Origin of the sequence: Serratia sp. NPDC087055 (genome assembly GCF_044900985.1) — a bacterium.
GTDB lineage: Bacteria > Pseudomonadota > Gammaproteobacteria > Enterobacterales > Enterobacteriaceae > Serratia.
This window is the reverse complement of sequence record NZ_JBJDOG010000001.1, coordinates 493,080-511,763: the sequence shown is the minus strand read 5'-3', so window position 1 is coordinate 511,763 and position 18,684 is coordinate 493,080. Positions and strand designations below refer to the sequence as shown.

Annotated in this window: 18 protein-coding genes; 12 read left to right on the top strand and 6 right to left on the bottom strand. The window is 52.8% G+C overall.

Annotation, left to right across the window (positions count from 1 at the left end; all coding sequences use genetic code 11):
• Positions 1 to 95: 95 nt before the first annotated feature.
• From ACI2J2_RS02370 to ACI2J2_RS02355, 4 genes are all read left to right on the top strand, one after another.
• Positions 96 to 560: a DMT family transporter gene (locus ACI2J2_RS02370; RefSeq protein ID WP_404759343.1), complete on the top strand. Its 465-nt coding sequence runs from the start codon at positions 96 to 98 to the stop codon at positions 558 to 560.
• A gap of 5 nt (positions 561 to 565) precedes the next feature.
• Positions 566 to 1,042 carry a DMT family transporter gene (locus tag ACI2J2_RS02365; RefSeq protein WP_404759342.1) on the top strand — a complete coding sequence of 159 codons (477 nt, stop codon included), beginning with the start codon at positions 566 to 568 and terminating at the stop codon, positions 1,040 to 1,042.
• A gap of 100 nt (positions 1,043 to 1,142) precedes the next feature.
• Positions 1,143 to 1,739 (top strand): SatD family protein, encoded by a 597-nt coding sequence (locus tag ACI2J2_RS02360; RefSeq protein ID WP_404759341.1) that lies wholly within the window; start codon positions 1,143 to 1,145, stop codon positions 1,737 to 1,739.
• Positions 1,740 to 1,741: 2 nt separating this feature from the next.
• The gene (locus ACI2J2_RS02355; RefSeq protein ID WP_209635658.1) at positions 1,742 to 2,515 is read left to right on the top strand and encodes a DUF3307 domain-containing protein; all 774 of its coding nucleotides are present in this window, start codon (positions 1,742 to 1,744) and stop codon (positions 2,513 to 2,515) included.
• 70 nt (positions 2,516 to 2,585) lie between these two features.
• Here ACI2J2_RS02355 and mgtA read toward each other — a convergent pair whose 3' ends face one another.
• Together mgtA and ACI2J2_RS02345 are read right to left on the bottom strand one after the other, a co-directional pair.
• Positions 2,586 to 5,285 (bottom strand): magnesium-translocating P-type ATPase, encoded by a 2,700-nt coding sequence (mgtA, locus tag ACI2J2_RS02350; protein WP_404759340.1) that lies wholly within the window; start codon positions 5,283 to 5,285, stop codon positions 2,586 to 2,588.
• Between the two features lie 198 nt (positions 5,286 to 5,483).
• Positions 5,484 to 6,182 (bottom strand): MgtC family protein, encoded by a 699-nt coding sequence (locus ACI2J2_RS02345; protein WP_037417310.1) that lies wholly within the window; start codon positions 6,180 to 6,182, stop codon positions 5,484 to 5,486.
• Between the two features lie 515 nt (positions 6,183 to 6,697).
• On the opposite strand from ACI2J2_RS02345, the gene ACI2J2_RS02340 reads away from it, so the two are divergent.
• Together ACI2J2_RS02340 and ACI2J2_RS02335 are read left to right on the top strand one after the other, a co-directional pair.
• Entirely contained in the window at positions 6,698 to 8,881 is a 2,184-nt protein-coding gene (locus ACI2J2_RS02340; RefSeq protein WP_404759339.1) for a glycoside hydrolase, read from the top strand.
• Between the two features lie 105 nt (positions 8,882 to 8,986).
• On the top strand, positions 8,987 to 10,372 hold the full coding sequence (locus ACI2J2_RS02335; protein ID WP_404760266.1) for a CoA transferase: 1,386 nt from the start codon (positions 8,987 to 8,989) through the stop codon (positions 10,370 to 10,372).
• On the opposite strand, the gene ACI2J2_RS02330 is transcribed toward ACI2J2_RS02335, so the two are convergent.
• Positions 10,369 to 11,247 carry a LysR substrate-binding domain-containing protein gene (locus tag ACI2J2_RS02330; protein ID WP_404759338.1) on the bottom strand — a complete coding sequence of 293 codons (879 nt, stop codon included), beginning with the start codon at positions 11,245 to 11,247 and terminating at the stop codon, positions 10,369 to 10,371. The genes ACI2J2_RS02335 and ACI2J2_RS02330 overlap by 4 nt on opposite strands.
• A gap of 101 nt (positions 11,248 to 11,348) precedes the next feature.
• Here ACI2J2_RS02330 and ACI2J2_RS02325 point away from each other — a divergent pair, with 101 nt between their 5' ends.
• Together ACI2J2_RS02325 and rcsA are read left to right on the top strand one after the other, a co-directional pair.
• A complete protein-coding gene (locus tag ACI2J2_RS02325; RefSeq protein WP_404759337.1) occupies positions 11,349 to 12,764 on the top strand; it encodes a pyridoxal phosphate-dependent decarboxylase family protein in 1,416 nt (471 codons plus the stop codon).
• Between the two features lie 734 nt (positions 12,765 to 13,498).
• On the top strand, positions 13,499 to 14,128 hold the full coding sequence (gene rcsA / locus ACI2J2_RS02320; protein ID WP_209635671.1) for a transcriptional regulator RcsA: 630 nt from the start codon (positions 13,499 to 13,501) through the stop codon (positions 14,126 to 14,128).
• 234 nt (positions 14,129 to 14,362) lie between these two features.
• Here rcsA and dsrB read toward each other — a convergent pair whose 3' ends face one another.
• The 3 genes from dsrB to ACI2J2_RS02305 form a co-directional block, all read right to left on the bottom strand.
• Positions 14,363 to 14,563: a protein DsrB gene (gene dsrB, locus ACI2J2_RS02315; protein ID WP_209635674.1), complete on the bottom strand. Its 201-nt coding sequence runs from the start codon at positions 14,561 to 14,563 to the stop codon at positions 14,363 to 14,365.
• Positions 14,564 to 14,908: 345 nt separating this feature from the next.
• A complete protein-coding gene (cspE, locus tag ACI2J2_RS02310; protein ID WP_004946278.1) occupies positions 14,909 to 15,121 on the bottom strand; it encodes a transcription antiterminator/RNA stability regulator CspE in 213 nt (70 codons plus the stop codon).
• A gap of 284 nt (positions 15,122 to 15,405) precedes the next feature.
• On the bottom strand, positions 15,406 to 16,272 hold the full coding sequence (locus ACI2J2_RS02305) for an ion transporter (RefSeq protein ID WP_265553974.1): 867 nt from the start codon (positions 16,270 to 16,272) through the stop codon (positions 15,406 to 15,408).
• A 151-nt stretch (positions 16,273 to 16,423) separates the two neighbouring features.
• On the opposite strand from ACI2J2_RS02305, the gene ACI2J2_RS02300 reads away from it, so the two are divergent.
• From ACI2J2_RS02300 to ACI2J2_RS02285, 4 genes are all read left to right on the top strand, one after another.
• Positions 16,424 to 16,792 (top strand): hypothetical protein, encoded by a 369-nt coding sequence (locus tag ACI2J2_RS02300; RefSeq protein WP_404759336.1) that lies wholly within the window; start codon positions 16,424 to 16,426, stop codon positions 16,790 to 16,792.
• Positions 16,793 to 17,040: 248 nt separating this feature from the next.
• Positions 17,041 to 17,157 carry a FeoB-associated Cys-rich membrane protein gene (locus ACI2J2_RS02295; protein ID WP_209635680.1) on the top strand — a complete coding sequence of 39 codons (117 nt, stop codon included), beginning with the start codon at positions 17,041 to 17,043 and terminating at the stop codon, positions 17,155 to 17,157.
• 145 nt (positions 17,158 to 17,302) lie between these two features.
• The gene (locus tag ACI2J2_RS02290; protein ID WP_061806577.1) at positions 17,303 to 17,512 is read left to right on the top strand and encodes a hypothetical protein; all 210 of its coding nucleotides are present in this window, start codon (positions 17,303 to 17,305) and stop codon (positions 17,510 to 17,512) included.
• Between the two features lie 159 nt (positions 17,513 to 17,671).
• Entirely contained in the window at positions 17,672 to 18,679 is a 1,008-nt protein-coding gene (locus ACI2J2_RS02285) for an NAD(P)H-quinone oxidoreductase (protein ID WP_209635683.1), read from the top strand.
• Positions 18,680 to 18,684: the final 5 nt, after the last annotated feature.

The following is an 18,684-nucleotide window of genomic DNA, read 5'->3' as shown; positions in this document are numbered from 1 at the left end:
AACTTTTACTCAACAATGAGTTTCCATTTTAATGGATTATACCGAAAACAAAAACAATATAGCCTATCTGTCAGCCCAAAATAGGATCTGACACGATGATACGCGAGCGTTTCTCCAACCCTCTGCTAGCGCTGGCCGCTGGCGCATTACTGGCGCTGATGATAGGCATCAATAGCCTGTTGGCCAGCTTTAACTCCCCACTGTTTGCTTCATGGGTCGCGCACGGCGTTGGGGCGATCACGGCCTGGTTGCTCTTGCTCCTGCTGCGCTGGCGTACCCCGAGGTCGGCATCCTCATTGCCGCCTGCCAGTGTTCCCCGTTGGGCCTATCTGGGGGGGATTCCCGGTGCCCTGACGGTGGTGTTAGCTGCCATTACCGTCAATAGCCCTCTGGCACTTTCCGGCAGCCTTGCGCTCATGCTTACCGGCCAGGTTTTATTTGGCATGGTGTCCGACAGCTGCGGCTGGTTTGGCGTAATTAAACGCCGTCTCAGCGTCAACGACGTTATTGCCACGCTGCTGATCCTTTCCGGCTGCGCCCTCCTCATCTTCCTGAGATAATTGTCATGCTAACCTTGGTACTCCTCGCGCTCTTTAACGGCATTTGCATCAGCATCAGCCGTGCAATTAATGGCCGTCTGTCGCTAAGTCGTGGAGCTTTCCACGCCTCACTCTGCAATCACATTGTCGGCTTTGTGTTCCTCAGCCTGCTGCTGGCAGTCATCGGCGGATTCACTGCCAGCCCCTTCGGTCAGGCGCCTTGGGGAGCTTATCTGGGCGGGGTCATTGGGGCGTTGTTTGTCGCATTGAACAGCTACGTGCTACCCCGTCTGGGGACCCTTCGCGCCGCATTACTGATTATCAGCGGTCAAATGCTGACGGGGGTGGTAATAGATCGTCTGCGCGACAACGAGAGTTCAGCCAGTGTACAACTCCTTGCCATTAGCCTGATCATACTGGGTATTTATCTGGCACGAATGAAAAAACCCCTGACTACGTGGCTCTATGAACGTATGGCGTTATCCAGTAAATTTCGCATCTAAATGCGAATACCCTAAAAATTCGCATCTAAGTACGAATTATTGACATATTCGTATTTAGGTGCGAAGTTTAGTGACACCCTACCGCTTACGAGCCAATAACATGCCCGCACAAATCAGCGTGATCACTGGCGATCTGGTCAACTCCCGGCAGTTAGATACCACTCACTACATAACCGAGTTACATGCCCTGCTGACCCAGCTGCAACAGGCTAAGCTTATTCAAACGTTTGAGGTTTTCCGCGGGGATGCATTTCAAGCCGTGGCGGAACCGCAATCCGGTTTACTGCTGGCGGTTTATATCCGCATCGCACTCAAAGCAATGGATACCCGACACTGGGACGCTCGCATCGCCGTGGGTCTGGGCGCGGGGGAGGCAAAAAACGCCGGCTATGGCAGCGCTTTTGTGAATTCGGGCCAGGCGCTGGATAGCCTGACGAAAAATTGCCGGTTAGCTCTGAAAAATGATAATGACCAAACAAATGCCATTGTCAGCGATCTGTTACCAATGCTAGATCATGTGGTTAGCCGCCTTTCCCAGACCGAAGCGCGGATAGTCCGGGCGCGTATATTAGCTACAACCAATCAGGAAGTGGCAGAAAAGCTGCAAAAGGCCGCCTCGACGGTCTCCGCAACGCTTAAACGCGCGGCCTACGAGGAAATCATGCGGTTTATTCACGCGATTAACAGGATCACCTGAATATGGATTTGAGTTACGTACCTTTGCTGACCTGGTTGCTGATCGCCCACGTGCTTGCAGACTTTTCGCTGCAACCACGAAGTTGGGTTGAGGATAAAATTGTTCATCGCGGGCGTTCCCGATTCCTGCTGCTACACGCCTTACTGCACGGTGTCCTTGCCGCTTGGGTCGTGGCCGGGTTTGCGCTGCTGCACGGTGGGCTGTCCTCCCTCCAGATCCTCACCACGTTATTGGTTATCGCCATCAGTCACTGGCTCATTGATTTGCTAAAAGTCACGCTGTTGACGCCTCTCAGCCAGGCAGGTGGGTTTCTCCTCGACCAATGTCTGCATCTGGCAGTGATTGTTTTGCTGTGGCTGTTCTTGACCCCCAACGCCTCCAGTTTGTTCACCGCGCTCGGCGCGACCCTCATCAGTTGGCAGTCTGGCCTGGTTGTATTGGCGTATCTCTTAATTTATATGCCACTGGGTATTTTGATTGGCCAATTGCTGGCGCACTGGACACCACAAATGCCGCCTTCTGCCAAAGCCGATAATGACTCCCTGTTACGTGCGGGCAAACAAATCGGTTATCTGGAAAGAACGCTGATCCTGACTTTTGTTTTGATTGGGCAGATTCCGGCAATCGGCTTTTTGTTAGCGGCCAAATCCATTTTTCGCTTTGGCGATTTGCGGCAGAGTGATGACAAAATGCGCACTGAGTATGTGCTACTCGGTACGCTGTTTTCCTTTACGCTGACCATTATGCTTGGCCTGCTGGTGAAAAAGTTGTTGTAGGGGCGCAATGTTTTGCGCCCGAATGCATCGCGGCGAAAAACATCGCCGCGACAGAAACGCCCCTGAGGAATTACAACCACTCACCAAAGCGGCGAATATAGAAACGCTTCATCATCTGCGCCACCACACAGTAGCTGATCAAGGTCCCCGCCAACCACGGGAAGTATTCCCAAGGGAGTGGCTGCAACCCGAGCAATGCACCCAGTGGTGAGAATGGCAGATAGATACCCAGCGCCATCACCAAAATCGTGGTCAACAGAACGGGCAATGCTGCGGTGCTTTGAATAAAGGGTATCTTCTGGGTACGCAGCATATGCACCACCAGCGTTTGTGATAACAATCCTTCAATAAACCAGCCGGACTGGAACAGCGCCTGGTGTTCAACACTGTTGGCAGCGAAGACAAACCACATCAATGCATAAGTGGTGATGTCAAATATTGACGACGTTGGTCCAATCCACAGCATAAAGCGGCCAATGTTTTTAGCATCCCACTTGCGTGGTTTACGCAGGAACTCTTTGTCCATCTTGTCCCACGGCAGAGACAATTGAGAAATATCGTACATCAGGTTCTGGATTAACAGATGGATCGCCAGCATCGGCAGGAACGGGATAAATGCGCTGGCCACCAACACGGAAAACACGTTGCCGAAGTTGGAGCTGGCGGTCATGTTCAAGTACTTGATGATATTCCCGAAGGTTTCACGCCCCTTGATCACCCCCTCTTCCAACACCATCAGGTTTTTTTCCAGCAAAATGATGTCCGCCGACTCTTTGGCAATATCAGTACCGGTGTCTACCGAAATGCCCACGTCGGCATCACGCAATGCTGGTGCATCATTAATGCCGTCACCAAGAAAGCCGACGGTGTGGCCATTCGCCTGCAGCATCTTCAGCACCCGCGACTTCTGCAGCGGCGTCAGTTTGGTAAAGACAGTACGCTGCTCGACCTCTCGCGCTAAGGTCGCGTCATCCATTTCGGCAATTTGCGGACCGGAAAGCGGCTCACCCGGTTCCAGCCCGACATCACGACAGATTTTGCAGGTGATCACCGGGTTATCACCGGTCAGTACCTTCACGGCCACGCCGTTTTCCTGTAGTGCGGCTATCGCTTCCTGCGCACTTTCTTTTGGCGGATCGAGGAAGGTTAACAGCCCCTGGATAACCATATCGCGTTCATCGGCCACGCTCAGCGGCAAGGCGTTTTTCTGCTCACCCAGTTCCCGCGTTGCCAAGACCAGCACGCGGAACCCATCCTCGTTATATTGAGCGGCAAGCGCCTGCAATGCGTCACGTCGTGCCTGATCCAAGGGTAAAATCTGCTGCCCTTCACGCACATGGGTAGCGATTTCGAGCATCTCTTCCACTGCCCCTTTGCAAATCAGGCGCTGTTGGTGGTTTTCATCCTCGACTACAATCGACAAACGGCGACGCACGAAGTCAAACGGCAGCTCGTCAACCTTGCTAAAACGCCCCAGAGCCTCAATGCCCGGCTTGCCGCGGCCAAAACGGATCACCGCTTGATCCATCAGGTTTTTCATTCCACTCTGGTGAAAACTGTTCAGCCACGCCAGATGCAACACCTCATTGTCTCTGGCCCCGCTCACATCCAGATGATGTTCGAGGATGATGCGGTCCTGAGTCAGCGTGCCGGTTTTGTCGGTGCAGAGTACATCCATCGCGCCAAAGTTCTGAATGGCGTTCAGGCGTTTGACCACCACTTTGCGCCGTGACATCGCAATGGCACCTTTCGCCAGGTTAGAACTGACGATCATCGGCAGCATCTCAGGCGTCAGCCCAACGGCCACCGCCAGGGCAAACAGCGCCGCTTCGCTCCAGTCGCCTTTGGTGAAACCATTGATCAACAGCACAATCGGTACCATCACCAGCATAAAGCGGATCAGCAACCAACTGACGCTGTTCACCCCACGGTCAAACGCCGTTTGCGAACGGGAACCGACAATCGATTTGGCCAGTGAGCCAAAATAGGTGCGGCCGCCCGTCGCCACCACAACCGCCGTGGCCGTGCCGCTGGCGACGTTAGTGCCCATCAAGCAGATATTCGACAGTTCCAACAAGGCATGCTCACTGGAAACGTCATTCTCGCTCGATTTTTGGCTGACGTTGCCCATCGCATCGTATTTCTCGATCGGGATTGCCTCCCCGGTCAGGATCGCCTGGCTGATAAACAGATCGCGCGAGGCCAACAGGCGCACATCAGCCGGTATCATATCCCCGGCGGAAAGCGTAATAATATCGCCCGGTACCAGTTCACGGATCGGGAGTTCCAGCGTCAATGGCTGCGCGCTGTAACTGCTGCGGCGCAATACCGTTGCGGTGGTACGCACCATCGACTTCAACGTTTCCGCCGCCTTATTGGTGCGATATTCCTGCCAAAAACGTAGCAGTCCGCTAAGTGAAACCATCACCAATATGATGATCACGCCAGTGAGATCGGTTTCTTCACCGCGCCGGGCAGGCAGCCAGTAGTCGGTAAAGAAACTGATCGCAGCCAGCACCATCAGTACAAAGATAAATGGGTTATTGAACGCAGCGATGAGCTGTACCAACGCGTGCGGCGCTTTCTCGTGAGCAACCTGGTTAACACCGAACTGCTCGAGACGTTCAACCGCATCATCCTGGGTTAAGCCGTTGCGGTTGCATTTTAAATTAGCCAGCGTCTGCTCAACGCTGTTTTTCGCCTCGTGTGCGATGGCGTAAGGCGCCTTTATTTTATCGCGACGGCGAGCTGTTTCATTAATATAGGTCATAACGCTATTCTCTTATTTTACTCTGCGCACAGGAATACCCCGCCCGATTAACAGGTGAATAAACGCAGAGTGGAATTTATTTAGTTAGCGTAATTAACGCGGTTTATTACCGCGCCATAAACGCTGAGCAATTAACGTTTCGGGGTCACCGTCCATGACGCCTCCTTATCACTGTATGCAGTGAATATTTATCAATAATTAGACAGGTAATTCAGACGCGATACGCCAGCGCACGGCGCTAACACTTTTCTCGAGACTGACTCGACAGACAATGCCTTCAATTTCTTTTTGCACGGAAGGATTTGCCGTTATTTCTGCACACACCTCGAGTTGGCCAGGAATGGAAATATCGGCACTGCGCAATGATTGCAGCCTTAATGCCACGCCATTCAGCGCCTGCAATATCAAGGTGCGCACCAATATTTCATCTTGCTCGCCGCAGGTAACCTGAATGCGGTAGCACACCTCGAGATCGGTCGCCTGCTGCTGAGGCTGCAGATTAATGCGCTGGGCTGCCTCACGTAATAAGATGTTCGCGCACAGGATCACCAGCGTCGCCAACACGGCATTCCAATATTGCCCCAGGCCGCACAGCACACCAATCGCCGCTGAACACCACAGCGTCGCAGCAGTATTCAAGCCGCGGATATTCAGCCCTTCACGCATGATCACGCCCGCACCCAGGAAACCGATACCCGAGACAATCTGTGCAGCAACCCGCCCGGCACTGGACGGATCGGTGGACATGGAGCTGAGAATAAATACGGCGGCACCGGTCGCGACCAACGCATTGGTACGCAGGCCAGCCATACGCTGGCGCCATTGCCGTTCAGCGCCAATAATCGCGCCCAGGCTCATCGCCAGTAATAAATTTAAAACAAAAGGAGTCATAGCCATGACTTTCCCCTTAAATAACTGCAGGAGATAAAATCATGTGCTTTTTAGCACACACAAAATTGCGCCGATATTAAATCAGCGATTGAGCGTATCAGTGCCTGGAGGGAAAAGGCTGTGGCTGAAAGTTGCCATAATAACGTCCAAATCAATTCGCCCGATGCCAATAGGCAGCAGGAACAACTATAAGATTCGGGTTTGCACAGCTCGGAATAACGTGAGAGGGGTGCTGCCCGCCGTTTTCGGCAAGCAACAAATCAAAAGAGGATTGGTCAGCTTGCCTTGTTTATATCACTGCAACTAAAACTGTCCAATTGTGTTTCCTCATTGAAATTTTGGCTGAGTATAGTGACGCGGGGTGATGATGTAAAGACGAATTTATTAAACGAAAATTAAACTCAATAATTCTGCATATTTGATGCGTCACACAATTATAACGGATTCGCATTGGGCAAGCCGGTGATTACCGATAAACTCATCCCCTAACAGGACAATCAACCCTAAGGACATCCCGCTCGATGAGCATACTTCGACTTTCCATTAGCCTCGCCCTGCTTACCGCTTTTCCCGTTAAGGCACTCCTTTTGGAGCAAGGGGCAGTCCGGTTCGATATCGATCCGGCCACGTTAAAGATCACAGCAGACAAAACCCTGGTCAACCAGGCTCAGGCCGTGCAAACCGTGGCTGATCTGCAAAGCACCGCCACACAGGCAAGCTGGCAGTGGCCAAACAGCGCGATAAGCATCAGCGCCCGGTTGGACGGCAGCGATCTGCGGCTGAGCTTCAGCAGCAACCGAGCACAGACAATGACGTGGTTCACCCTGCCACCGCAGGCGAGCACCTTGCTGTTGCCCATTGGCGAAGGCAGCCGCATACCGCTGGACAATCCCGTTTGGCAACATTATCTGGTCAAAGAGATGACACCGCTGGATACCAACTGGGATCTTAAGCTGCCACTGTGGAGCCAACAGCAGCAGGGTAAGGTTTATAGTTGGCTATTGCTTACCCCCTTCAGCAATCAGGTCACCTTCGCCAGTACGAAAGACACCCTCACTATGCACGCCAGTCATCAGTTCAATCGGTTTAATCAACAACAAGCTTTTGACGTATTACTGCACGTGGGAGACACCCTGTTATCAGGTGCGCATCGCTACCGCGAGTATTTGCAGCAAAGCGATCAGTTCAGCACCTTGCGCGATAAAATTCGCACCGCGCCGGAAGGCGAAAAGTTGATTGGCGCGACACACATTTATTTATGGGGCGACAAACTGTTGGCGCCGGCTGACGTGAAAAACTGGCCGGGTATTTTGTCCTGGCTGGTCTCTCCAGCAGGGGAAACGCTGTGGAAAAAAATCGATGTCGATAGCCAGAAAACCGTGCGAGAACTAGCAGGAAAAACACCGGAAGGCTGGCAACAGCAAACCTTGGTTGATGCTCTAAACCAAGCGCTGCTGGCGCTGAAACCGCTAAACGCTACGCCAGACGAAACGGGGTTCCTGCAAGCACAATACCAACAAGCCGCTGACGTCAGGGCGTTGGCGCAACGTCAGCTCGGGGCCTATCTCGCACCGGCGGACAGTTGGGGCCAGGGGCTGGCGAAACCGCTGATCGACACACTGCACCAGGCCGGCCTTCCTCGACTGTGGCTGGGGACGGATAACTGGACTGCTGAATTCCTGCATCCGCAGGCGGTCGAAAGCGCAAAAAAATCGGGGTACCTGATTGCCAGTTATGACTCTTACGACACCGCCATTCCCCGCGGAGTCAACGACAGTTGGCTGACAGCTCAGCTGCCGGCAGCACTGCGTGAAGAGTGCGCCATCGTACGCGCTGACGGAAGCAAAAAACCCGGTTTCGGCAAACAGGGCTATTACCTGAATCCAGGCTGTGTGCTGCCCTACTCACAACAGCGCATGCGTGACCTGGTGCAACTGGCTGGTCTGAACAGCCTGTTTCTGGACGTTGACGGCACCGGAATGGTGTCCGACGACTATCAGCCCAATCATCCCACGGGCGCAGAACAAATGGCGCAGGCCCGCAATGCGCGGCTTGCCTGGTTCAGCAATACCCTTCGGTTGCCGCTCGGTTCCGAAGACGGTAATGCGGTAACCGCACGCCACATTATGTTTGCCCACGGCATGGAAACCTGGGGCTTTGGCTGGGGCGATAAGCAAATGAACCAGGACAAATCCTCTCCTTATTATCTCGGTGCGTGGTGGCCCAATGCCCAACCGGCCTTCTTCTTCAGCCCGGCCAAGGTGAAAGAACCCTACCGCACCGTGGAGTTCGATCCACGTTATCGCCTGCCAATGTACCAGGCCGTTTTTCACGACGCGGTGGTCAGCAGCCACCACTGGAATTATGACAATCTGAAATTCAGCGATGTTAAAACCACGCGTAGCCTGCTTAGCCAGCTGTACAACACGGCCCCGATGTTCCATCTCAGCCGCGCGACGCTGCAGACGCGCTTGCCGCAAATCAAACAAGCCGATGCCGCTTTCCGTCCGCTGCACCAAGCGTTGTGGGATAAGGCATTGACCGACTTCCGCTGGTTGGATAAAGCGGGTTGGGTGCAGCAAACCACTTTCAGCGATGGCTCAACGCTGACCGCCAACTTTGGCAAGCAGCCGTTCAACGGCATCGCCGCCCAAAGCCTGCGAGCCAAACTGGCGGACGGCCGTATCCTGGACTATACCCCGTAATTGAATGCCAGGGGCACTCGCGAGACATGACGAACTGTCCCGTTCTCACATTGAACGGGGTGTTCGACGTGTGACGCAGTCCCGGCCAGCAACCTGGAGTTGATGATGGATACCTTTACGCAAACGCTGCTCTCTGAGATCAGACAACATCTGGGGGGACACACCACCCCGGCGAGCCCGTTGACAGTCAGTGGTAAAGGCGCACTGAACAGCGCATTCCCCGTCAGCGAACTGGCAACTGCCTGCTGGAGTGCCGCGGGGTTAGCCTGTGCTGAACTGCGGCAACACAATCAGGCCGATACACCACACGTCTTTGTCGATCGTCGGTTGGCGTCATTATGGTTCGGCTGGACATTACGGCCGCTGGGGTGGGCATTGCCCGCAACCTGGGATGCTCTGGCCGGTGACTATGCCACCTGCGACGGTTGGATCCGTCTGCATACCAATGCACCGCATCACCGCCGCGCGGTAGAGCACGTGCTCGGTCCACATCAGGATAAAAATGCACTGGCACAAAAGGTGCTTACGTGGAAAAAAGGTGACCTGGAACAGGCCGTCATCGAAGCAGGCGGCTGCGCGGCAGAAATGCGTTCGGCTAAGGCCTGGCGGCAACACGTACAGGGCAAGAGCGTTGCGCTGGAGCCACTGATCCATCAAGCACAACAAGCGGAGGCCCCGCCGCCGAACTGGGGCCTCCCTACTGCCAGGCCACTGCACGGCGTACGGGTTTTGGACCTGACACGGATTATCGCCGGGCCCGTTGCCACCCGCTTTCTCGCCGGGTTGGGTGCAGACGTATTGCGTATCGATCCTTACGGGTGGGATGAACCCGGCGTGGAACATGACGTGATCCTCGGCAAGCGCTGTGCGAGGCTGAACCTGACCAATGCCCACGATCGCCACACCTTCGAGCATCTACTGAAAAACGCTGACATCATCGTACACGGCTACCGCGCCGGGGCGCTGGAAAAACTGGGTTATGGCGCTGAACAACGGCGTGCTCTGTCGCCTGGGTTGATTGACGTGTGTCTGAACGCCTATGGCTGGACGGGCCCATGGCGTGGAAGACGCGGGTTCGACAGCTTGGTACAAATGAGTTGTGGCCTGGCGGAATCAGGCATGATCTGGAAGCCTGCCGCCACGCCTGTCCCGCTGCCGGTGCAGGCGCTGGATCACGCAACAGGTTACCTGATGGCCGCAGCGGTACTGCACGGCATGCGTCAACGTCTACAACAGGGCACCGGCTATAGTGCTCGGCTGTCTCTGGCGCGGACAGCGCAACTGCTGCTCGATCATCCTTACCCACAGCCACACCCGCTGGAACCTTTGGCGCCCGTCGATACCTCGGATGAAAACCCTGAAACTGAACTCACTCACTGGGGCCCAGCGCAACGCCTCATCGCTCCGCTGCGGCTGAACGGCACAGCGCTGCGCTGGGCACTGCCCGCCACCACCTTGGGCAGTTCACAGCCGGAATGGCTACGGCGCTAATGCCCGGCTAGCTGATGCTGCAACCAGTGTAACAAGGCCTCAACCGCTGGCGTCAAGCCAGCGGTCTGCGGCCACACCAAATAGAAGTCCGTCTGATCCAGACGCTGTGCAGGTGCCAGAGCCACCAATCGGCCTTCTGCCAGCGCATCACTCACCAGCCGTTTTTTTACCAGTGCGATACCAAAGCCTTGTTCAGCTGCACGGATCAATAACCCCGCATCATTGAACAGCGCCAACGGGCGCTCGCTTGCCATTTGCTGATGCGCGACAAACCAACTGCGCCATGGAGTGACGTCATGCTCCAGCAGCGGCATACCTTGCGCTCCACTGTCGAAAGCTAGCTGCCACTGATGCGCCAGAGCGGGAGTGCCAACCGGTATCACTTCGCCCGAGGCAATGCGCTGCGCTTGCATATCTGCCCATTGGCCATTACCCAGCCGAATCGCCGCATCGAACCCTTTTCGCGACAGATCCTGCACTGCCAAGGATGCATCGATATCCAATGCAATATCGGCATAAGCCGCATGAAAAGACGGTAGACGCGGCATTAACCAGTAATGTGCAAAAGAAGGCAGCACGCTGATGCGAAGCGACTGGCTTTGCGCAAGGCGTCTGACCCGCCCTATCCCCTGTTGCAATGCCAGCAACGCCGGTTCGGCGACCGCCAGCAATTCACGGCCGGCAGCATTCAAACGCAGCCCCCTGCCTTGGCGTTCAAACAACGGGCAGCCGATCGCTTGCTCAAGCTGTTGAATCTGCTGGCTAATGGCGCCGTGGGTAAGATGCACCTGCTGGGCCGTTGCGCGCAGATTTTCTAACCGGGCGGCAATCACAAAGGTTGGCAGGAGATGCAGCGGAATACGTTCACTCAACATTGGTTAGCCCTGCTATCCAAAAAGGCTATTTTTCATCGATTTTCGCCACAACGCAAATGGTCTAGGGTAGCTTTTTAACCTCTTTATATCCGGATCTCCCCATGCACCCACGTTTACAGCAAGATCTTGACCAGTTTCCACAAATACTCGAGCACACCCGCCAGTTGGCTGACAGTTTCCTGGCGGGGATTAAACAACGCCCGGTTTGCCCTCCGTTGGCTGCACAACAATTGCAGCAAGGGGACGATCGGCTGGCAGAAAGTGGCGACGGCGCGCTGGCGGCGTTGAACGACTTCTGGCTACGTTACGCAGATGGGCTTTCGGGCAGTGCCGGGCCACGTTACTTTGGCTTTGTCACCGGTGGCGCGACCCCGGCCGCATTGGCCGCGGATTGGCTGGTTAGCGCTATCGACCAGAATAGCCAATTGAGCCACGACACCGTGGCTGCAGCGATTGAATTGGCAACCATTGTGCAGCTCAAAACGTTGCTAGGCCTGCCCGAGGCATTTAACGGCAGTTTTGTTAGCGGCGCGACCATGGCGAACTTTGTCGGAATGGCCATCGGCCGCCAGTGGTTGGGACAACAGCGTGGGATTGATATCGCCGAACAAGGGCTGGCAGCATTAGGATCCATTCAGGTGTTATCGGCAAATGCGCACTCAAGCAGCGTGAAGGCACTCAGCATGCTCGGTATCGGTCGCGACGCGCTTAATATTATCGGCAGCCAGCCCCATTCTGAGGCTATCGACCCAGAAGCGCTGGAGCGCCATCTGGTTGCCAACCGTGGTGTGCCAACCATCGTGCTGGCCAGCGCCGGAACCGTCAATACCGTGACCTTCGACGATCTACCCCGCTTGTTGGCACTGCGTGAACGCTATCCATTCTGGCTGCATGTTGATGCTGCATTTGGCGGTGTCGCGGCCTGCTCACCGCAATATGCTCCTCGGCTTGCAGGCTGGGAACAAGCAGACTCCATCACCGTCGATGCACATAAATGGTTAAATGTCCCCTACGACAGTGCGATTCAATTCAGCCGTCATTTAGCGTTACAGATGCAGGTCTTTCAAAACCATTCTGCCTACCTGGAAGCACCGACGCTGCGGCCGGACAACTATCTGCACCTGACGCCAGAAAACTCGCGACGTTTCCGCGCATTGCCGCTGTGGATGGCGCTAAAAGCCTATGGCCGCAGTGGTATGCAAGATATGGTTGAGCGTAATGTGCAACTGGCGCAGCGATTGGGTGCAGAGCTGGACGCCAGCATGGGCTTCCAGTTGCTGGCACCGGTTAATCTGAACGTCGTGTGTTTTGCACTCAAGAACGTGGAGGGGGATGCGACTGCCGCACGCGATCGTTTTATCGCGCAACTCGACCGCCACGGTATCGTACGCTGCACCCCCACCAGCTATAACGGGCAACCGGGGATCCGCGCAGCGCTGGTCAATTGGATGACGCAAGAGGCCGATATTCATCTTGCACTGGAGTCCATGGAACACTGTCGGCAAGCATTAGTCTGAAATTGAAACTCGCGGAGTGCCGATGCGCACCGCGCTATTATTACCGCCAGAACCTGCCCTTTCCTGCCCTTGATAAGCGGCTCCCAGTCGGTAACACGAAAATAGTTCAGCAAAACAAATTAATCACTCACTGACATTTTTCACATTTGCCGAAATAGCACGAATAGTCACATCAACCCTTTGTTATATCGTCAGTTTTTGTAACAAAAAAACGGATTAATGTTAACTCAATGTGATTATTGGATATCGCAAGTGATAAGAAATGAAAGAATTATCATTATCAAAAACAAAAGAATAAATGATAACATTATGATAATATTATTAAAAATAAAAACATACGTAGTCGACGAAATGTAATTCGCCCAGGAAGTAAGCGAGAAAATGTTAAAAAAACAACACATGAATTTTTTTTAAGAATTTTCCTAGCAATCTAAAATTTCGTTTCGTGACATGATGGGCAGATTCAATGATAAAGATACCAGCAGGCACGCGGCTCAAGCACCAATTGACGTCACACCCTCGTCGCGCCGATACCAGCAGATTATTCTGACTTAAGCTAAACTTATAGGTTCACAGTGTTAATTAGTTTAGAAAGAAAATATCGTTGAGTACCGTCGAATTTATTGATAGAACACTGCATATACGTGATTTTTTTGTTCCTTTTTTTTGCCATTTAGGCTTCAGGCTTTTTCTTTTTGTTACCGCGGTAAAACGGATTTAAGTGGGGGTGCGATATGCCAACGATCATTATGGATTCATGCAGCTATACCAGATTAGGTTTAACAGACTACCTGACAACACACGGAGTAAAAAAACGCCAAATTAATGCGATTAGCAATATTGACGACCTGCATGAAAAATGCAGCAAGTTGAAACCCAGTCTGGTCTTTATTAACGAAGACTGCTTCATACATGAAGCCAATGCTACCGAACGTATAAAAGGGGTGATTTCACTGCACCCTGATACTTTATTCTTCATCTTCATGGCTATCACCAACGTACATTTTGACGATTATTTATATGTTCGTAAAAATGTCATCATCTCGTCAAAATCAATCAAACCAGAGACTATGAATCAACTACTTAGTCACTATCTGGAGAGAAAAGCCCCTCGCTCGGAAAAAAGCTCATTCGACCAAACACCCGTGACGCTGAGCCAGACTGAGTCAAATATGTTACGCATGTGGATGTCAGGTCAGGGAACTATCCAGATATCCGACCAGATGCAAATTAAAGCCAAGACCGTCTCTTCCCACAAGGGAAATATCAAGAGAAAAATTAAAACGCACAACAAGCAGATTATCTACCATGTTGTTCGTTTGACCGACACACTGACCAGCGGAATATTTGTCAATAGCCGCTAGGCATAAAGCTTGTCGTATACTCTGCCAAACGTTGGTTTTAAATGTTGTTCAGGCAATTGTACTGAAAATCTCGCATTTAAATAACCTAAATACCTGCTCGCGACGACACGTTCGGCCGCGACGGGTATTCCCGCAGTAAAAATCCGTTTATTAATGCCTCCCCGGAATCATCACCCTCCGAAAACCTTGCAAATTAAATTAATTCACTAAGAAGTATCGCGTTTTGCGAAACAATCAATTGGATTCGGCCTGACGCAATTCAACGAAGGTGCCATCTCGGCTATCAATCTCGTTAAAGAACCACACACCCGCGGGGTAATCCTCCAAAGAGACCAGATACATGACACCTTCATTAAACTCTTCTACCGCCAGGATCACGCCTTCACGCCGCTGTTTACCGTCAGTCTTTACCGAGACCAGATCGTTAACTTTCATGCCTTACCCCATCATTTATTATTGATGTCAGTGTATTACAGAATGAGGTGGGAAGAATACCCGTACACCGTCAATTAATCTGCTGTTCATCTGCGTAGTGTCTTCCTAAAGCGTAGCAGGCGAGCGTGCGAGCGGCTTTTCACTTTCTTAACGTTTTGCCCGCAGAATCTTAAGCCTGCAACCGGTAGTCTGTTCCTCGGTGCTTCCCCCCAGAGAAGTACCAGCAAATGAAGAAGTAACAAGGAACTTTTGCCCGCAGACTTGCGGGCATTTTTTTGCCTGCGACAAATTACAGACACAAAAAAACCCGCCTTGGCGGGTTTTTATTAATCAGCAAGAGGCCGATTAGATAGCGGTAACGTTAGCCGCTGACGGACCTTTAGCACCGTTCTCGATAGAGAACTGTACGTTCTGGCCTTCAGCCAGGGTCTTGAAGCCTTGATCCTGGATAGCAGAGAAGTGTACGAACACGTCTTTGCTGCCGTCTGCTGGAGTGATGAAACCAAAACCTTTAGACTCGTTGAACCACTTCACTTGACCTTTGATCATGTTAGACATGTCTAATTCCTTCAATATTAAATTTACGCCACCATGGGCAAGATATAGCCGGTCATCAGTTACTTATGGAGGCACTAGAAAGGAAATTCGTCAGAGAAGAGCTATCTAGGATAACGCTTTAAATTTGAACTACTTTACTCAAAATGTCGTGCATAAATAGGTCTGTACCACAGGCCGAGAAGCATTAACTCATGATGGGACTTTAATAGCAACTCTTTTTGTTAGCCCCTTTGTGGAAACGGGGCTAAACGCACAGGATTCAGTCCATCTTGCTTAATTTATCGTCATTTCTGACGGTGTTTTCCGAATAACGGCGGCAATGCAAAGCCGCAAAACTTGCAAAATGAGGCCTCTTTCTCATGGCCACCCCGTTGACATTGTTCACAATTCCGCCTTTCACGGTTGCGTTGCAGCTCCTGTGACATGTAGGCCGTCAGAATGCCTGTCGGTACCGCGATAATCGAATACCCCAACAGGATAAGCACCGAGGTCAATATACGCCCCACCGGCGTATGGGGGACGATATCACCGTACCCTACCGTGGTTAGCGTGACGACAGCCCAATACACGGCGGCCGCCAGGCTGGTAAAACCACCGGTGCCACCCTCAACGGCATACATGAGGCCACCAAACACGCACAGCACCACGGCGACAAAACCAAAAAACATCGCCAACTTATGACGCGCCAGCTTAATGCTGCGCCAAATCATCCCCATTTCGCTCATGTAACGCAGAAGCTTCAGGACCCGCAGCACACGCAGTATCCGCATAACGCGCAACAGCATCACAAACTCGACCGTCATATGTGGGAACAGCCAAATGATGTACAACGGCAGTACCGTCAGTAAGTCAACTGCGCCAAAAAAGCTGAAGGCATAGTGTTGCTCGCGCGGTGTGCACCACAGCCGTAACAGATACTCGAGCGTAAAAATGAAGGTAAAAACCACCTCAGCCCAGAAGAAAAGATAAATGGCTTCCTGGCCAGGAAAATACAAGGCACTGCCACCCGGTTCAAGAAACAACAGAACAACGCTGAGTAATGCGGTGCAGACCCAAAACGTTTCCATTCTTCGGCCAGAACGGAAATGATTGTCGAAAAGCAGCCGATAGCTGCGTTGGCGCCAGCCGAGCGCCGGGGTGTCAATGGTCATAGCCCAATGTCTTATAAAGAGAAGTTGCTCATATACTAGACCCGAACCTGAGCACAGCCAAATCCCCAACGCCAACAGGTGTTACAAATGATAGTAATTCTCGTCTCGCTGTTTTATAGTTGCGCTGCGTAACTATAAAGGGAGATCGACCATGCTGAGATGGCCTACGCTTGCAGCCTCTTGCTGCACCGCTCTGTTGATACTGAGCGCCCCAGCCCTGGCGCTGGACCTGTCTTATACCGCTCCGGAGCCTAGCATCACACCGGCACCTGCTCCGCAAGCTGCACTTGGCCCGGCAAAAAAAACAGGTAAACCGCCTGTGGTCTGGTCAGAGTCAGAAGACAAAACCGGTTTTCGCCTTGATATGGAGTGTGACCACCCTGGCTGCAGTCGCCAACGCCCCAAGGTGTATTCAGGCATTAACGGGCCGGTGAAAAAAACCGATCGCCGCCGTCAGTCAGATCCCTACTCCACCAATCAGGATCCCGATTACAGCGTGAACATGGGTTATCAGTGGTAACTGCGCTTTAAGAGTTACCCTATATCTGCGGCAGCACAGGGTTCATACAATGCGCTTGTGTTCACCACTTCTCCTGGTGCTGAGCACAACAAGCTGTGTTGCAATTTTTTATGCGCCTCCCTATAGGCGCTTTTTTTATGCCTATATATCAGTCACCTGTAGCCTTACAGAATGGTCTCATTGCGCCATAACGTGATTACTGTCACAAATAGCCGCTCCTTAGCCACGCTATATCGGAGGTTGGCCAGATGGCGACTGAATATCTATCTTTGCTGGCAGTGTTAGCCGGCATCGCAGGGTTCGCACTGTATAAGCACTTTAAATCACAGAAGAAAAACACCCTGCTGCGTCCGCACGATCGTTGACGGACGCGCTCCTGAAGGCAGGGTCTCCCTACCCTGCCTCAGGCCACAGAATTGCACCCTGTCATTTTTTTATCACAAAATTGTCACAATATGGCCATATGATGGTTGCGATTATCCGCACTGGCTTAACACCAAGGATTTCGTTATGACCACCATCAAAGCAACAAACCACCAGGAAGCAGAAAAGCTGATCCGTTACGGCACAGCCAAAAAAATTGAACTGGCTTATGACATCGACAGTGATGATTTTTTCCAGCTCGCCAGCCTGTGGTGCGATAGAGGCGCAAAAATCTCCAAAGGGAAAGAGCATTTTATCGTGTCGTTGAAAGGTTTCCGTATCCCTCCGAACGATTAATCCCCCTGCCGCCCCTGCGGCGGCGCCCCTTTTTCCCCGTGTTAAACCGCTCAATGCGCTACATCCCCTCTTCGGCATTTCTGTAAGATAAACATGAATTACAGCAGGCGGTTACCTACACTGGTTACTGCACCTGAACGCCAACTGAGGAGAACCACCATGTCAGCCAACCCACAGCTGCCCAGCACCATGAAAGCCATCGAAATCAGCCAGCCAGGTGAACCCGAGGTTTTAGCTGTCGTCCAACGGCCACTCCCGGTCCTGCAACAGGGGGAGATCCTGGTGAAAGTCGCCGCCGCCGGGGTTAACCGTCCTGACGTCCTGCAACGCCGCGGCCAATACGCGCCACCGCCTGGCGCCTCCGATATTCCTGGTCTGGAGATCGCAGGTACTGTGGTCGCCACCGGCGTTGGAGTACAAAATTACGCCATTGGCGATAACGTTTGTGCCCTGATTGCCGGCGGTGGGTATGCAGAATATTGCAAGGTACATGAAACCAACGTGCTGCCGGTACCGCAGGGCTTCAGTTTGATAGAGGCCGCAGCCATCCCAGAAACTTTCTTTACCGTTTGGGTCAATGTGTTCCAACGTGGCCACCTGAAGGCCGGTGAGACCGTCTTGATTCATGGCGGTACGTCGGGCATTGGCACTGTCGCCACCTTGCTGGCGAAAGCTTTCTGCGCCCGAGTGATCACCACCGTCGGCTCGGAAGAAAAACGCCAGGCGAGTCTGGCATTGGGCGCAGATGTGTCGATCAACTACCGCAGCGAAGATTTTGTTGAACAAACAAGACTCGCCACAGACGGCAAGGGTGCAGACGTCATTGTCGATCTGATCGCCGGGGACTATGTGGCGAAAAACTACCAGGCGGCAGCGATGGATGGCCGCATTGTGCAAATCGGCACCCAGAATGGCGTGGTTAAGGAACTGAACCTGATGCCGTTGCTGATTAAGCGTCTGACCCACACGGGCTCGACCCTGCGCGCACGTAGCGTAGAGGACAAAGCGCAGATTGCCGCCGATTTACAGCAAAAAGTTTGGCCACTGCTGGAGCGCGGGGCGTTGAAACCGCAGATATTTAAAACCTTCCCATTGGAACAAGCGGCACAAGCCCATGCGCTGATGGAATCCAGCCAGCATATTGGGAAAATTATGCTGACGCTCTAGAGTAC

Excerpts from the sequence above, each read along its gene's own strand:
- ACI2J2_RS02285 (WP_209635683.1), top strand. The coding sequence starts at position 17,672 with ATGTCAGCCAACCCACAGCTGCCCAGCACCATGAAAGCCATCGAAATC.
- ACI2J2_RS02355 (WP_209635658.1), top strand. The coding sequence starts at position 1,742 with ATGGATTTGAGTTACGTACCTTTGCTGACCTGGTTGCTGATCGCCCAC.
- mgtA (WP_404759340.1), bottom strand. The coding sequence starts at position 5,285 with ATGACCTATATTAATGAAACAGCTCGCCGTCGCGATAAAATAAAGGCG.
- ACI2J2_RS02305 (WP_265553974.1), bottom strand. The coding sequence starts at position 16,272 with ATGACCATTGACACCCCGGCGCTCGGCTGGCGCCAACGCAGCTATCGG.
- dsrB (WP_209635674.1), bottom strand. The coding sequence starts at position 14,563 with ATGAAAGTTAACGATCTGGTCTCGGTAAAGACTGACGGTAAACAGCGG.
- ACI2J2_RS02370 (WP_404759343.1), top strand. The coding sequence starts at position 96 with ATGATACGCGAGCGTTTCTCCAACCCTCTGCTAGCGCTGGCCGCTGGC.
- ACI2J2_RS02295 (WP_209635680.1), top strand. The coding sequence starts at position 17,041 with ATGGCGACTGAATATCTATCTTTGCTGGCAGTGTTAGCCGGCATCGCA.
- ACI2J2_RS02345 (WP_037417310.1), bottom strand. The coding sequence starts at position 6,182 with ATGGCTATGACTCCTTTTGTTTTAAATTTATTACTGGCGATGAGCCTG.
- ACI2J2_RS02300 (WP_404759336.1), top strand. The coding sequence starts at position 16,424 with ATGCTGAGATGGCCTACGCTTGCAGCCTCTTGCTGCACCGCTCTGTTG.
- ACI2J2_RS02340 (WP_404759339.1), top strand. The coding sequence starts at position 6,698 with ATGAGCATACTTCGACTTTCCATTAGCCTCGCCCTGCTTACCGCTTTT.
- ACI2J2_RS02360 (WP_404759341.1), top strand. The coding sequence starts at position 1,143 with ATGCCCGCACAAATCAGCGTGATCACTGGCGATCTGGTCAACTCCCGG.
- ACI2J2_RS02330 (WP_404759338.1), bottom strand. The coding sequence starts at position 11,247 with ATGTTGAGTGAACGTATTCCGCTGCATCTCCTGCCAACCTTTGTGATT.
- ACI2J2_RS02290 (WP_061806577.1), top strand. The coding sequence starts at position 17,303 with ATGACCACCATCAAAGCAACAAACCACCAGGAAGCAGAAAAGCTGATC.
- ACI2J2_RS02365 (WP_404759342.1), top strand. The coding sequence starts at position 566 with ATGCTAACCTTGGTACTCCTCGCGCTCTTTAACGGCATTTGCATCAGC.
- ACI2J2_RS02335 (WP_404760266.1), top strand. The coding sequence starts at position 8,987 with ATGGATACCTTTACGCAAACGCTGCTCTCTGAGATCAGACAACATCTG.
- ACI2J2_RS02325 (WP_404759337.1), top strand. The coding sequence starts at position 11,349 with ATGCACCCACGTTTACAGCAAGATCTTGACCAGTTTCCACAAATACTC.
- cspE (WP_004946278.1), bottom strand. The coding sequence starts at position 15,121 with ATGTCTAACATGATCAAAGGTCAAGTGAAGTGGTTCAACGAGTCTAAA.
- rcsA (WP_209635671.1), top strand. The coding sequence starts at position 13,499 with ATGCCAACGATCATTATGGATTCATGCAGCTATACCAGATTAGGTTTA.